Source organism: Candidatus Binatia bacterium, from assembly GCA_036563615.1.
GTDB lineage: Bacteria > Desulfobacterota > Binatia > UBA12015 > UBA12015 > DATCMB01.
Genome location: DATCMB010000018.1, coordinates 260,921 through 274,299 on the forward strand (window position 1 = coordinate 260,921; position 13,379 = coordinate 274,299).

General features: G+C 70.3%; 12 protein-coding genes. 4 read left to right on the top strand and 8 right to left on the bottom strand.

Features of this window, described 5'->3' with window-relative positions:
• Window positions 1-17: 17 nt before the first annotated feature.
• Entirely contained in the window at window positions 18-440 is a 423-nt protein-coding gene (gene iscU / locus VIS07_15250; GenBank protein HEY8516864.1) for a Fe-S cluster assembly scaffold IscU, read from the bottom strand.
• Window positions 441-468: 28 nt separating this feature from the next.
• On the bottom strand, window positions 469-1,719 hold the full coding sequence (locus VIS07_15255) for an IscS subfamily cysteine desulfurase (protein HEY8516865.1): 1,251 nt from the start codon (window positions 1,717-1,719) through the stop codon (window positions 469-471).
• Window positions 1,720-1,959: 240 nt separating this feature from the next.
• Between VIS07_15255 and asnS the strand changes: the two genes are divergently transcribed.
• The 3 genes from asnS (at window position 1,960) to ftsH (ending at window position 6,054) form a co-directional block, all read left to right on the top strand.
• Window positions 1,960-3,279, top strand: coding sequence for an asparagine--tRNA ligase (gene asnS, locus VIS07_15260; protein ID HEY8516866.1), 1,320 nt, complete (start codon window positions 1,960-1,962; stop codon window positions 3,277-3,279).
• A 75-nt stretch (window positions 3,280-3,354) separates the two neighbouring features.
• On the top strand, window positions 3,355-3,954 hold the full coding sequence (gene coaE / locus VIS07_15265; GenBank protein ID HEY8516867.1) for a dephospho-CoA kinase: 600 nt from the start codon (window positions 3,355-3,357) through the stop codon (window positions 3,952-3,954).
• Between the two features lie 171 nt (window positions 3,955-4,125).
• Complete coding sequence (gene ftsH, locus VIS07_15270; protein ID HEY8516868.1) at window positions 4,126-6,054, top strand: ATP-dependent zinc metalloprotease FtsH; 1,929 nt, start codon at window positions 4,126-4,128, stop codon at window positions 6,052-6,054.
• Window positions 6,055-6,209: 155 nt separating this feature from the next.
• On the opposite strand, the gene VIS07_15275 is transcribed toward ftsH, so the two are convergent.
• Genes VIS07_15275 through VIS07_15285 form a run of 3 tightly spaced genes read right to left on the bottom strand, consistent with a single transcriptional unit; the run spans window position 6,210 to window position 8,385 of the window.
• Window positions 6,210-6,749: an NUDIX hydrolase gene (locus tag VIS07_15275; GenBank protein HEY8516869.1), complete on the bottom strand. Its 540-nt coding sequence runs from the start codon at window positions 6,747-6,749 to the stop codon at window positions 6,210-6,212.
• Between the two features lie 10 nt (window positions 6,750-6,759).
• On the bottom strand, window positions 6,760-7,728 hold the full coding sequence (locus VIS07_15280; GenBank protein ID HEY8516870.1) for a DHHA1 domain-containing protein: 969 nt from the start codon (window positions 7,726-7,728) through the stop codon (window positions 6,760-6,762).
• Between the two features lie 60 nt (window positions 7,729-7,788).
• Entirely contained in the window at window positions 7,789-8,385 is a 597-nt protein-coding gene (locus tag VIS07_15285; protein ID HEY8516871.1) for a hypothetical protein, read from the bottom strand.
• Between the two features lie 116 nt (window positions 8,386-8,501).
• Between VIS07_15285 and VIS07_15290 the strand changes: the two genes are divergently transcribed.
• Window positions 8,502-10,172, top strand: coding sequence for a PEP-utilizing enzyme (locus VIS07_15290; protein HEY8516872.1), 1,671 nt, complete (start codon window positions 8,502-8,504; stop codon window positions 10,170-10,172).
• 7 nt (window positions 10,173-10,179) lie between these two features.
• Here VIS07_15290 and VIS07_15295 read toward each other — a convergent pair whose 3' ends face one another.
• Genes VIS07_15295 through VIS07_15305 form a run of 3 tightly spaced genes read right to left on the bottom strand, consistent with a single transcriptional unit; the run spans window position 10,180 to window position 13,323 of the window.
• On the bottom strand, window positions 10,180-10,926 hold the full coding sequence (locus VIS07_15295) for a hypothetical protein (protein HEY8516873.1): 747 nt from the start codon (window positions 10,924-10,926) through the stop codon (window positions 10,180-10,182).
• Between the two features lie 59 nt (window positions 10,927-10,985).
• Window positions 10,986-12,626 (bottom strand): methylmalonyl-CoA mutase family protein, encoded by a 1,641-nt coding sequence (locus VIS07_15300; GenBank protein ID HEY8516874.1) that lies wholly within the window; start codon window positions 12,624-12,626, stop codon window positions 10,986-10,988.
• A 13-nt stretch (window positions 12,627-12,639) separates the two neighbouring features.
• Window positions 12,640-13,323: a HEAT repeat domain-containing protein gene (locus VIS07_15305; protein HEY8516875.1), complete on the bottom strand. Its 684-nt coding sequence runs from the start codon at window positions 13,321-13,323 to the stop codon at window positions 12,640-12,642.
• Window positions 13,324-13,379: the final 56 nt, after the last annotated feature.

Below are 13,379 nucleotides of genomic sequence, written 5' to 3' on the forward strand. Positions count from 1 at the left end.
ACGAATCGGGATGCTGATCAGGCGGCCGCAGGGTCCTTGCCGGCGCTGGACTTGGCCGCGGCCTTCCGCTCCTGCCAGTCCTTGATGGCTGCCTTGATCGCGTCCTCGGCGAGGACCGAACAGTGGATCTTGACGGGCGGCAGCGACAGCTCCTCGACGATCACGGAGTTCTTGATCTTCGCGACCTCCTCGACGGACTTGCCCTTCACGAGCTCGGTCACGTAGCTCGAGCTGGCGATCGCGCTGCCGCAGCCGAACGTCTTGAAGCGCGCGTCCTCGACGATGCCCTCGTCGTTGATCTTGAGCTGCAGCTTCATCACGTCGCCGCACTCCGGTGCGCCGACGATGCCCGTGCCGACGTTCTCCTCGTCCTTGGGGAACGAGCCGACGTTGCGCGGGTTGCTGTAGTGGTCGATGACCTTCGGGCTGTACTCGGCCATTTTCTCTTCGTCTCCGTCCCGCAGCCGCTCAGTGCTGAGCGCCCGCGAAGTAATTCTTCAGGTCGATGCCTTCCTTCGCCATCTCGTAGAGCGGTGACAGCTCGCGCAGGCGCTTGACCTCGGCGATCACGCGCTGTGCGACGTAATCGACCTCCTCCTCGGTGTTGAAGCGGCCGAGGCCGAAGCGGATCGAGGTGTGCGCGAGCTCGTCGCCGACCCCGAGCGCCTTCAAGACGTATGACGGCTCGAGCGTCGCCGAGGTGCAGGCCGAGCCCGAGGAAACCGCGATCGCCGGCAGGTCGGCGTGGGCCGAGCCGTTGAGGCCCATCAGCATCGACTCGCCCTCGATGTAGGCGAAGCTCAGATTCAGGTTCCCGGGCAGGCGGTGGACCGGGTGTCCGTTCAGGTAGACCTCGTCGAGCTCGTCGGTGATCAGCTTGTGCAGGCGGTCGCGCAGCGCGCCGACACGCGCCGACTCGGTCGCCATCTCGGCCTTGGCGATCTGCGCCGCCTCACCGAGGCCCACGATGCCCGGCACGTTGAGCGTCCCGGAGCGCATGCCGCGCTCGTGACCGCCGCCGTCGATCTGCGCCGTCAAGCGCACGCGGGGGCCCTTCGAGCGCACCCAGAGGAAGCCGCAGCCCTTGGGGCCGTAGATCTTGTGGGCGGTGCCGGAGAGCAGGTCGACGCCGAGCTCGTCGACGTTGAGCGGCAGCTTGCCGAAGCCCTGCGTGGCGTCGGTGTGGAAGAGGATGCCCTTCTCCTTCGCGATGCGGCCGATCTCCGCGATCGGCTGGATCGTCCCGATCTCGTTGTTCGCGACCATGATCGAGATCAGGATCGTCTTGTCGGTGATCGCCTCGCGGACCTGCTCGGGGTGGACGCGGCCTTCGCGGTCGACCGGCAGGTAGGTCACCTGGGCGATCTTCTTGCGCTCGAGCGCCTTGCAGGTGTCGAGCACCGCCTTGTGCTCGGTCGCGGCGGTGATGATGTGGTTGCCCTTGTCCTTGTAGAACTCGACGATGCCCTTGATGGCGAGGTTGTCGGATTCGGTCGCGCCCGAGAGGAAGATGATCTCCTTGGCCTTGCCACCGATGACGTCGGCGACCTGCTCGCGGGCACGGTCGACCGCCGACTCCGCCTCCCAGCCGAAGGAGTGGTTGCGGCTCGCGGCGTTGCCGAAGTGCTCGCGGAAGTAGGGCAACATCGCCTCGAGGACCCGGGGGTCCATCGGCGTCGTCGCGTGGTAATCCATGTAGATCCGCTTCGGAATGCTCATCTCGTCTCCGGGTGAGAGCCGGGTCGGCTCGCTGCGGGCAGACAACGACTAATCAGACCTGGCTAGTATGATTTAGTAGGGGACCGGGTACGGGGAGTCAACCCGGCCTCCCGAAGCCTCGAGACGTCCGCTCCGACCGCGCGTCGGGGCCTCCGGAGCGTTCGGTCGGTGGCGGTCGCGGACTTGCCGCACGGGTCCTTACGCATTGCGCCACCGAGGCCCGCTGCCTAAAGCCGCAGCATGTCGGACCGCGCGCCGTCGTCGTCCCTCCCCATCGTCAACGTCGCGGGCATCGGCGCCCACGCGGGCCAGGTGGTGACGCTGCGGGGCTGGCTCCGCGGCCGTCGCTCGAGCGGCAAGCTGCTCTTCCTGCAGGTCCGCGACGGCACCGGCGTCATCCAGTGCACGTTGTTCAAGCCGGACGTCCCGCCCGAGGTCTTCGAGGCCGCGGAGCGTCTGCCGCAGGAGTCGTCGCTGATCGTCGACGGCGAGGTGCGCCCCGACGCGCGGGCGCCTGGCGGCTACGAGATCGCCGTGCGCGACGTGCGGGTCGTGTCGGTCGCGCAGGACTACCCGATCGCGCCCAAGGAGCACGGCACGGCGTTTCTCCTCGATCACCGTCATCTCTGGATCCGCTCGCCGCGGCAGAACGCGATCCTGCGCGTGCGGGCGAGCGTCGAGCGCGCCTGCCGGGACTACTTCGACAGCCGCGGCTTCACGCTGCTCGACGCGCCGATCTTCACGCCGGCCGCCTGCGAGGGCACGACGACGCTCTTCCAGGTCGACTACTTCGGCGAGCCCGCATACTTGACGCAGAGCGGGCAGCTCTACCTCGAGGCCGGCGCGATGGCGCTCGGCAAGGTGTACTGCTTCGGCCCCACGTTCCGCGCCGAGAAGTCGAAGACGCGCCGCCACCTCACCGAATTTTGGATGGTCGAGCCGGAGGTCGCGTGGCTCGATCTCGAAGGCGACATGGACCTCGCCGAGGACTTCCTGGTCGAGGTCGTGGGGCGCGTCGTCGAGGAGCGGCGCGAGGACCTCGCGACGCTCGAGCGCGACGTCACGGCGCTCGAGCGCGTGCAGAAGCCGTTCCCGCGCATCACCTACGACGAGGCGGTCGAGCGTCTGCGCGCGGCCGGCAAGCCGATCGAGTGGGGCGACGACTTCGGCGGCGACGAGGAGACCGAGCTCGCGCGCCAGTTCGACCGTCCGGTGCTCGTCCACCGCTACCCGGCCGCGTGCAAGGCCTTCTACATGAAGACCGATCCCGCGGATCCGCGCCTCGCCCTGTGCGTCGACGTGCTCGCGCCGGAGGGCTACGGCGAGATCATCGGCGGCGGCCAGCGCGAGGACGATCTCGCGACGCTCGAGCGCAAGATCGCGGAGCACGGCCTGCCCGCGTCCGCCTTCTCCTGGTACCTCGACCTGCGACGCTACGGCTCGGTGCCGCACGCGGGCTTCGGCATGGGCATCGAGCGCATGGTCGCCTGGCTGTGCGGCCTGCACCACGTGCGCGAGACGATCCCGTTCCCGCGCATGCTCGAGCGCCTGACGCCGTAGGCTCAGCGGCGGCGCCCGCGCGAACGTTCCCCGCTTCGCTTGCGCCTGCGGCGAGGGGTTGCCAGACAGGAAAGCATGCTCGTCATCGGCCTGGTCGGTGGCATCGGCTCCGGCAAGAGCACGGCGGCGGCGATCCTCGCCGAGCTCGGCGCCGAGGTGATCAACGCCGACCTGATCGGGCACGAGGTGTACGAGCCCGGCAAGCCCGGCTTCGACGCGATCGTCGCCGAGTTCGGTCCCGAGGTCGTCGGCCCCGACGGCCGCATCGACCGCAAGCGCCTGGGCTCGATCGTGTTCGCCGACAGCGCGAAGCTCGCGCGCTTGAACGCGATCGTGCACCCCTTGATCCGCGCCGAGATCGAGCGCCGCATCGAGCGCGCCCGCGAGGAAGGACGCGTCCGCGCGGTGGTCGTCGAAGCCGCGATCCTGCTCGAAGCGGGCTGGCGGTCGCTGGTCGACCAGGTGTGGGTCATCTGCGCGCGGCGCGACGACGTGGTCGAGCGGCTCGCTGCGCAGCGCGGCATGGCGGAAGAGGAGGCCGCCGCGCGCATGGCGAAGCAGATGTCGGACGCCGAGCGCCGTGCGGCCGCCGACGTGGTGATCGACAACGACGGCTCGATCGACGACCTGCGCGCGCGTCTCACCGGCCTCTGGCAGACGCTGGTCCCGCGTTGACGTTTCGCGTTGACACGGACGGCCCTGCCCTTAAGTTGAATTCGAGCGCCCTCCATCCGGCCTCGGGTCCGTTCCGTGCGCCTTCCCGCGCACCGTTCGCCGCGAGAAAACCGGCCATCCCGTCGCGTGCGGATCTTCCCGACACGGGTGGTACGTGCGCATCGTGAAACGATGAAGAACGTCAAGTTCTCGCTGTGGTACCTCCCCGCGGCGCTGCTGCTCGTGCTGCTCGCGCAGACGATCTTCGTGGCGCCGCGTCCGGTCGAGGTGAGCTACAGCGAGCTGCAGCGCCTGGCGAACGCGAACCAGATCGAGCGGGCGCTGATCACCACCGACGAGGTCCGCTTCCAGCTTCGTCCGGACGCCAAGATCGATCCCGAGCTCGAAAGGCAGATCGAGAAGTCGCGCGGCGTCGTGGGCAGCCTCTCCGACCAGCGCCCGACCTTCGTCGCGACGCGTCCGCCCGGCCTCGATCTGACGTCGCTGGTGAAGGTCCTGACCGAGCACGACGTCACGTTCTCCGGCGAGATCGCGGACAACTTCTGGCGCACGCTGCTCCTCGGCTGGCTGCTGCCGTTCGCGCTCATCATGCTGATGTGGAACCTGATCGCGCGGCGGATGGGGCCGGGCGGTGCGGCGGGCGCGCTCTCCTTCGGCCGCAACAAGGCGAAAATCTACGGCGAGAACGACGTCCAGGCGCGCTTCAGCGACGTCGCCGGGATCGACGAAGCGAAGGCCGAGCTCGAGGCGCTGGTCTCCTTCCTGCGCAATCCGCAGCGCTTCCAGCGTCTCGGCGGCCGCATTCCGAAGGGCGTGCTGCTCGTCGGTCCCCCGGGTACCGGCAAGACGCTGCTCGCGCGCGCGATCGCGGGCGAGGCCGGCGTTCCGTTCTTCTCGATCAGCGGCTCGGAGTTCATCGAGATGTTCGTCGGGCTCGGCGCGGCCCGCGTGCGCGACCTCTTCGAGCAGGCCAAGGCGAAGGCGCCGTGCATCGTCTTCATCGACGAGCTCGACGCCGTCGGGAAGTCGCGCGCGGGCGCCGGTCTGCAGATGGGCCGACACGACGAGCAGGAGCAGACGCTCAACCAGCTGCTGGTCGAGATGGACGGCTTCGACGCGTCGAAGGGCGTCGTGCTGCTCGCGGCGACGAACCGTCCCGAGGTGCTCGATCCCGCGCTGCTGCGCGCCGGGCGCTTCGACCGGCGGATCATCGTCGAGCTGCCCGACCGTGCGGGACGCGCGAAGATCCTCCAGGTCCACCTCAAGAACGTGAAGGCCGCGCCGAACGTCGACGTCGACGATCTCGCGGCGCGCACGCCCGGGCTGTCGGGCGCCGACCTCGCGAACCTGGTGAACGAGGCGGCGCTGCTCGCGGCGCAGCGCGGCGCCGACGCGGTCGAAACGGAGCACTTCCTCCTCGCCGCCGATCGCCTGATGACGGGTCTCGAGCGGCGTAGCCGCGTGCTGCGTCCGGAGGACCGCGCGCTGGTCGCGTACCACGAGTCGGGTCACGCGCTGGTCGCGTCGCTGCTGCCGCACTGCGATCCGGTGACGAAGATCACGATCATCCCGCGCTCGATCGGCGCGCTCGGCTTCACCATGCAGCTGCCGACCGAGGACCGCGTGCTCATGCGGCGCAGCGAGCTGATGGACCGGCTCGCGGTGATGCTCGGCGGACGCGTCGCCGAGGAGCTGATCTTCGGCGACGTCAGCACGGGCGCGCAGGACGACCTCGAGCGCGCCTCGCAGCTCGCGCGTCAGATGGTCTGCCTGTTCGGCATGAGCGAGCGGCTCGGGCCGCTGAGCTATGGACGGCGCGAGTCGCTGTTCCTCGGCGAGTCGCTGCTCGGCCGTCCGCAGGCGGCGAGCGAGGCGACCAACGAAGCGATCGACGCCGAGGTCGCGGCGCTCGTTCGCGGCGCGCACGCGACCGCGCGCCAGCTGCTCTCGGAGCGTCGCGAGGGGCTCATTCACCTCGCACGCACGCTCGAGCGCGAGGAGACGCTCGAGGGCGAGAAGCTGCGCCAGGCGCTCGACGAGGCGCGGATCCGCGACGTCGAGCGCGTCGCGCCGAAGGCTCCGGCGCGCGATGTCGCTTGACGTCGGCGGCGCGGCCTCGGGCTGCTCGGTCTGACGCTTCGGCGTGGCGCGCCGTGGCGCTCGAAGCTCATCGACGCCGCGCGCGCGAGCGCTCCGACGCGACCGCGCCGCGCTCGATCGAGGCTCCACGCGGCCGCGGCACGCGACCGCGACGCTCAGGTGCGCAGCGCCTCGCTCAGCGCGTCGATGACCAGCGCGCGGAACTCGCCCCAGCTGCGCCACGATCCGGTGCACGAGCGCAGCCGCTGGGCTGCGTCGCCGAGCCCGTGCAGGTCGGCCTCGAGCCAGCCGGTGATGCCTTCCTTCGGATCGCGCGGCGCCAGGACGCCGCCCTGCTCCTCGAGCAGGAAGAGGTAGGTCGCGAACGTCTGCCGCGTTTCGGCGGATCGGTAGTTCAGCACCGCGACGAAGCGGCTCACCTCGACGTCGAGTCCGGTCTCTTCCTCGGTCTCGCGCAGCAGCGCGTGCTCGATCCCTTCGCCGCGCATGATGCCGCCGGTCGGCAAGCGAAAAGTCTGGCTCGGGTAGCGGTCCTTGGTCTGCAGCAGGTAGAGGCCGTTGCGTCGCCGGATCGCCATCGCGACCTCGGCCGTGCGGCTGCGGTTGATCGGCGAGCGACGGAAGGAGGGAAGGTCGTGGACCGTCCAGCGGGGGCGTCCATAGCGTCGTGCGAGCCGGGCAATCTCGCCTTCCATCACGACGTCCTCACGATACTTGACGCGCGACCTCGGGCGCGATTCGGTCTGCGACGACCTCGGCGAGGGCGCGCGGGAGCTCCGGAATCATCGCACCCGCGGCGGGCGGGTGTCCGCCGCCGCCGCAGGCTTCGGCGAGCTTCGACAGATCGAGGTCGAGATCGCGCGAGCGGCGGAACGACAGCGCCTGGGTGCGCACGTCGAAGAAGCAGAACACGGTGCGCGGGCTCTCGCGGCCCCAGTCCTCGGCGACCTCGCCGGGGTAGCCGTCGCACAGCGCCGTGACGAGCTTGACGCCGTCGACGGTGCGCTCGGCGCGCGTCGCCTCGGCAAGGCGGCGGTTGCGCGCGAGCTCCTCGCCGAGACGCTTGCGCGCCGCCGCCATCTCGGGCGTGTCGAGCACGCGCTCGTCGAGCTCGAGCAGCGAGCGGTAGGCCTCGCCGGGAAGCATCGCTCGCAGGACGAGCCCGAGCTCGTGCGATCCCGGAATGCGGTGCAGCCAGCGGTCGTTGTCGTCCGCCATCTCGACGACGCGGGCGAACTTGCGGAACCTCTCCGGCACCGACGTGCCGCCGCCGTTCGTCGCCTCGGCGGTGCGCGCGAGGTGGTCGTACACCAGCTTCGCCGCGGAGTACTCGTCGGTGACGACCTTGGTCTTGAAGGGGAGGTCGTAGCCGCCGTGGCGCAGTCGATCGATCGCCGTGCGGTGGTGATCGAACCAGTGCACCTCGACGCCGGCGTCGATCAGCTGCCGCAGGTGCTTCTCGGTCTCGGGATCGGTCCACGAGACGTCGGTGATCCACAGCTGCTCGCCGGGCTTCGCGTCGACCTCGCGCAACGCGCGGTCGACCTCCTCGTTCGCGACGAAGACCGGCCGGACGTCGGCGCCCTCGTGAAAGCGCGCCACTGCCGCAGCGGCCGCGACCCCGTCGAGGCAGTACGGCCCGTGGCTCACCACGTGCAGCACCGGGCGTCCCATGCCTCACCTATACGCGACGCGCGGCCTTGGACAAAAGAAGGTGCCGCGCCGTCGCGAAGCTCACGCGTTCGGTGGACGACGATCGACGCGCAGCGCGTACGAGGCAGCCCACACGCCGATCGCCAGCATGGCCGCGTGCGTCAAGATATCGGTTCGCACCGCGAGCGAGATCTTCGACAGGTCGCCGCTCACCACGTGGTGCGCGAGCCCTTCGATGGCGACCACGATCAGCGCCCCCGCGGCGAGCGCGACGAACAGCGCCGCGCGGCTCTGCGAGCGGAGCACCAGGCGAGCGGCGAAGGCGGTGACGAGCGCAAGGAACAAGTGCGGCAGCGAGTGCGACATCGTCCAGTTCCACGCCGCCTGACCCTCGGGCCGGACTGCACCCGTGATCATCAGCAGCCAGTAGACGACGATGCCGCCGGAGACCGCGAGCAGCGAGCGTCCGAGCCAAGCGGCTTCGCCGGCGAGCTCCGGATGCGTCGACGGAGCGACCTTGCGCTCGATGCGGGTTGCCCTGCCGCGTGGCTTCGGCGTGTGGTCCCGGAGATAGACCAGCTTGCGAGGGGTCTGTTCTCTGTCCGTCGGCATGGGCAGCCGCTCAGACTTGGGGCGCGCGGCAGGCGGCCCGTTACGGTCTGGCGGCCGGTCGAGCACCGCAAGTCCGAGCCGATGTTACTCGCCTCCTCCGATGCAGACAAGGCGTTGTCGTGTGTTTTGACGCCGCGCAGGACGCTGTGGCGACCGTCGACGGCCGGCGGTAATGGACGGGCGTGGAGCGCCAGGCGATCTGGAGCAGACGCATCGCCGACGAGCTGTGGTCGGGCGCGGTGACGCCGCTCACCTTCACCTTGCTCGCCGATCAGATGGCGGAGCACATGGTGCGCCGACGCCTCACCAACGCCGGGCTGCCGGAGCTCGCGACGCGGCCGGTGTTCCGACTCGCGCACGGCCACGTCTACGTGAACGCGACGCTCGTCGCCGAGGTGATGAGCGAGGTGCCCTCGGTGTTCCTCAGCGAGGGGCTGCTCGAGCTGCTGCCCGAGGAGCTGCGTGCAGACGTGCGCGACAAGGGTCGCTGGCTCTGGTCGCCGCAGACCGTGTCGATCCTGCTCAACCTGACGCTGCGCGAGCGCGGCTGGATGCCGTGGTCGCGCGCCGCCGTCTTCCGCAGCGCCGCGAGTCGCGTGGCGCCCGAGCTCGAGCGGCTCGACCTCGCTCCCGACGCCCCCGACGCCGCCATCGCCGCGACGATCGCCGACGTGCAGAGCTGCCTCGCGAGCTACCTCGAGACGGTCAGCTGGGGGATGATCTACGCGTACGTCTTCTTCCACCTGACCTCCGAGCTGCTCGAACGGTGGGCACCGGGGTACGCCGAGTCGATCGCCGAGCTGACGGTCGGCCTCGACGGCATCTGGACGTTCGCGATCCACGACCACCTCGTCCGCTGCGCGGCGCTCGCGGACCGCGACGCGCAGCTCGTGCGCGCGATCGAGGAGACCCCGGAGGAGGTCGCGCGGCGTGCGCTTGACGGCGGGCTCGGCGCGTTCGGCGCGTCGGTGCGCGACCTGATCCAGCGGCACGGCCATCGACTGGTCGGTCGTGACCTCTCCTACCCGACCTGGCGCGAGCGTCCGGCGGTCGTGATCGGGATGGTGCACAAGCTGCTGCAGGCGCAGTCGCTCGAGAGCGCGGCGGCGCGCCGCGCGCGACGCGAGGATCTGCTGCGGCGTGCGTCCGAGCGCATCGGCAGCGGCGTCGGGGGCACGGCGCGGCGCTTCGTCTTCGAGCGCTGCCTCGACTGGTGTCAGGAGTACTACGCGCTGCGCGAGAACATGCGCTACCACGCGGACCTGTTCCTCGCGTCGCTGCGCTCGCTGGCGCTCCGATCGGGCGAGCGGCTCGCGGCGCGGGGCGCGCTGCACGATCCCGAGGACGTCTTCTATCTCGAAGCGGACGAGCTGCAGGCCGCGCTGCGCGAAGGCGCCGTGACCGCGGCGCAGGCCGCCGAGCGCCGCGCCGCGTACGAGACGCTGCGTGACGCCATCGTGCCCGCCACGCTGCACGGTGCGGACGACGAGGGACCGCGCGCGATCGCCGACGCGGTCCCTGCGGAGATGCCGGCGCGCGAGCTGTCCGGGCTCGGCGTCTCGCCGGGGCGCGCCGTCGGTCCGGCGCGCGTCGTGCGCTCGGTCGACGACCTGCGCGCGCTGCGCGCGGGCGAGGTGATCGTCGCCGCGTCGACCGATCCGAGCTGGACCTCGCTGCTCGCGCTCGGCAGCGCGCTCGTCCTCGAGATGGGCGGGCTCCTGTCGCACGGCGCGATCGTCGCGCGCGAGCTCGGCATCCCGGCGGTGGTCAACGTCGCGCACGCGACGCGCGTGCTCTCGACCGGCGACCGGATCGTAGTCGACGGGCGCGCGGGAACCGTCGCGCTCGCGTGACCCGCGGCTAGGGCGTCTCGAGCCCGGAGTAGCTCTGCAGCTCCTCGATGCTCGCGGCGGCGTCGGAGCCGGTGCTCGTGCGGGTTTCGCGCTTCACGAGACCAATGCCGCGCACGTACCACTCGAGGGTCTGCTGCTTCGCGTAGCGCGCTTCGTCGCCGCGACGCAGCGTGAGCGTCTGCACCGAGGCGACGCGCAATGCCTCCGGGAACGTGCCCGCCGGTACGGTGACGCTCTCGATCCCCTCGACGCGGCTGCCGCGCGTGCCCGAAGCCACGACGCGCGTGCCCGCGTCCATCGTCTCGACCTCGCTCTCGCCGCGCCAGGCGAAGCCCGGGACGAGGTCCTTCGCCGGCGGTAGACCGGGGAGCTTCGCCTTGATGACGCCGGACGTCTCTCCAGCGACGCCGGCCGAGCCGTCGACCCACATCGTCACGCCGCTCGCATCGCAGCGCACCTTGGTGATCGCCTGCCCGGCGACGACGCCCGGCTCGCCGGGCAGCGTCACCTCCTGCATCAGCTCGGCATCGGTGACGCCGTCGTGCGTCGTCGACGACTTGACGGTGATCGTGCGCTGCATCTTGGCGGGTGAGCCGCGCTGGCCTTCGGTGTAGACCCAGCGCGCGCCCGGACGCAGCGGGAAGTACGCGTTGCACTCCGTGGACGCGCTCTCGGCGTGCGCGCCGCCGGCGCGCAGCAGCGCGAGCGTACCGGCGGTCGCAGCGAGCATGACGAAGCGCGCGACGAAGCGCACCGCACGAGCGCGCGGACGGCGACGCGCGTCCGTCGCCGAAGAGCGGATTGCGGCGACTCTCACAGGTGCGCGGGGTCGCGGTACTCGCCGAACACCTGCCGGTACACGTCCGAGATCTCGCCGACCGTGCAGCCTTCCTGCACCGCGCTGACGAGCACCGGCATCAGGTTGTCGTCGGACTCCGCCGCCGCGCGGACACGCTTGAGAGCGTCCTTGACGCGGACGTGGTCGCGCGACTGCTTGAAGCGCCGCACGCGATCGATCTGGCGCTCCTCGACCTCGAGCGGGATGCGCAGGATGTCGACCGGCCGCTCCTCGGGCACGGTGTACTTGTTCACGCCGACGATCACGCGCTCGCCGCTGTCGAAGCGCTGCTGGTCGCGGTACGCCGCTTCGGCGATCTCGAGCTGCGGGTAGCCCTGCTCGATCGCCTTCACCATGCCGCCGCGGCGGTCGATCTCCGCGATGTAGTCGGCGGCTGCCTTCTCGATCGAGTCGGTGAGCGCCTCGAGCGCGTAGCTGCCGCCGAGCGGGTCGACGATGTTCGCCACACCGCTCTCCTCGGCGATGATCTGCTGCGTGCGCAGCGCGACCATCACCGATTCCTCGGTCGGCAGCGCGAGCGTCTCGTCGAAGGAGTTGGTGTGCAGCGACTGCACGCCGCCGAGCACCGCGGCGAGCGCCTGCAGCGTGACGCGGACGATGTTGTTCAGGGGCTGCTGCGCGGTGAGCGTGACGCCCGCGGTCTGCGCGTGCATGCGCAGGCGGCAGGCCTCGTCCTTCGTCGCGCCGAAGCGCTCACGCATGATCTTCGCCCACAGTCGACGCGCGGCGCGGAGCTTCGCGATCTCCTCGAAGAAGTCGTTGTGGACGTCGAAGAAGAACGACAGCCGGTGTCCGAAGTCGTCCGCCTTCAGCCGACCGCGGCGCAGCACCTCGGCGACGTAGGCGATGCCGTCGGCGAGCGTGAAGGCGAGCTCCTGCACCGCCGTCGCTCCCGCTTCGCGGATGTGGTAGCCGCTGATCGACACCGGGTGCCAGCGTGGCACCTCCGTCGCGCAGAACTCGATCATGTCGGCGACGATCCGCACCGACGGCTCGGGCGGCGAGATCCACTCCTTCTGCGCGATGAACTCCTTCAGCATGTCGTTCTGGATCGTGCCGCCGAGCTTGGTCCAGGCGATGCCGCGCCGCTTGGCGATCGCCAGGTACATCGCGAGCAGCACCGACGCGCTGCAGTTCACCGTCATCGACGTGGTCACTTCGTCGAGCGGGATGCGGTCGAACAGGCGCTCCATGTCCTCGATCGTCGACACGGAGACGCCCTCGCGTCCGACCTCGCCGCGCGAGCGCGGGTGGTCGGCGTCGTAGCCCATCAGGGTGGGCATGTCGAAGGCGGTCGAGAGGCCATTTTGGCCTTGACGCAGGAGGAAGTGGAAGCGCTGGTTGGTGTCCTCCGGCGTGCCGAAGCCGGCGAACTGGCGCATCGTCCAGCGCCGGCTCAGGTACATCGTCTTGTACGGACCGCGCAGGAACGGGTACTCGCCCGGCTCGCCGAGCGCCGCCTGCGCGTCCTCGGGCCCGTAGACGGGCTTCAGCGGGAGGCCGGACTGCGTCGTGCGCGGGGCTGGTTCCGAAGCCGGCGGCGCCACTGGCTGCGCGAGATTCTGCGTCGCCCCAAGCCCAGACCGATTGCGCACCGTCACGACCTCCTCAGTAGGCAAGCGGCGCAGCGGCGCTCGCCGCCGCCGGCCGCGCGTCTTCCTCGTTGTCCCGCAGCGCCTTGACCAGGACCTCCGGGTTCACCTGCTTCTGCTCGATCTTGGCGATCGCGTCGCGGGTGAGCCGGCGCAGCGTCTCGTCCGTGGTGGTCTCGCCGATCGTCTTCAGGTGCGGGACGCTGCTCGGATCGCCGATCTCGCCGAGCGCGAAGATCGCGGTGCCGCGGGTCTCGGCGTCGGTGTCGCGCGCCAGGAAGTCGGCGATCGGCCGCGCTGCGCGCATGTCGCCGATCTTGCCGAGCGCCACCAGCACGCGCCGCTTGAGCCACGGCTCGCTCTCGCGCATGTACAGCATCTGCACGAGCACCGGTGTCGCGTCGGCGGCGCGCAGCGTCCCCAGCGCGTCGATCGCCTTGAGCTTGACGCGCGGGTCGAGGTCGGCGGTCGCCTCGATGAGGTGCTCGACCGCCTTCTTGTCCTGCGAGGTGGCGAGCGCCTTGACGGCCTCGAGACGGGTCGCGGCGTCCTCGTCGCGCATGTTCTTCGCGGCCTCGTCGACGTCGCTCGAGCCGGGGTTGCTCTGGCGGGTCGAGCGCTGGTTGCCCATGCCGGGCAGGCCGAGCTGGGCGTAGGCCGGCGTCGCCAGGCAGGCGGCCGTCAGCGCAACGAAAGCCATCCGCACGAAACGCTTGCCGTGTGTGCTCACGTCTCGACTAACGACAGAAACGGTCG

What these genes read in the sequence shown, in the direction of transcription:
- iscU (HEY8516864.1), bottom strand. Translation starts at nt 440, where the DNA reads ATGGCCGAGTACAGCCCGAAGGTCATCGACCACTACAGCAACCCGCGC.
- VIS07_15255 (HEY8516865.1), bottom strand. Translation starts at nt 1,719, where the DNA reads ATGAGCATTCCGAAGCGGATCTACATGGATTACCACGCGACGACGCCG.
- asnS (HEY8516866.1), top strand. Translation starts at nt 1,960, where the DNA reads ATGTCGGACCGCGCGCCGTCGTCGTCCCTCCCCATCGTCAACGTCGCG.
- coaE (HEY8516867.1), top strand. Translation starts at nt 3,355, where the DNA reads ATGCTCGTCATCGGCCTGGTCGGTGGCATCGGCTCCGGCAAGAGCACG.
- ftsH (HEY8516868.1), top strand. Translation starts at nt 4,126, where the DNA reads ATGAAGAACGTCAAGTTCTCGCTGTGGTACCTCCCCGCGGCGCTGCTG.
- VIS07_15275 (HEY8516869.1), bottom strand. Translation starts at nt 6,749, where the DNA reads ATGGAAGGCGAGATTGCCCGGCTCGCACGACGCTATGGACGCCCCCGC.
- VIS07_15280 (HEY8516870.1), bottom strand. Translation starts at nt 7,728, where the DNA reads ATGGGACGCCCGGTGCTGCACGTGGTGAGCCACGGGCCGTACTGCCTC.
- VIS07_15305 (HEY8516875.1), bottom strand. Translation starts at nt 13,323, where the DNA reads ATGGCTTTCGTTGCGCTGACGGCCGCCTGCCTGGCGACGCCGGCCTAC.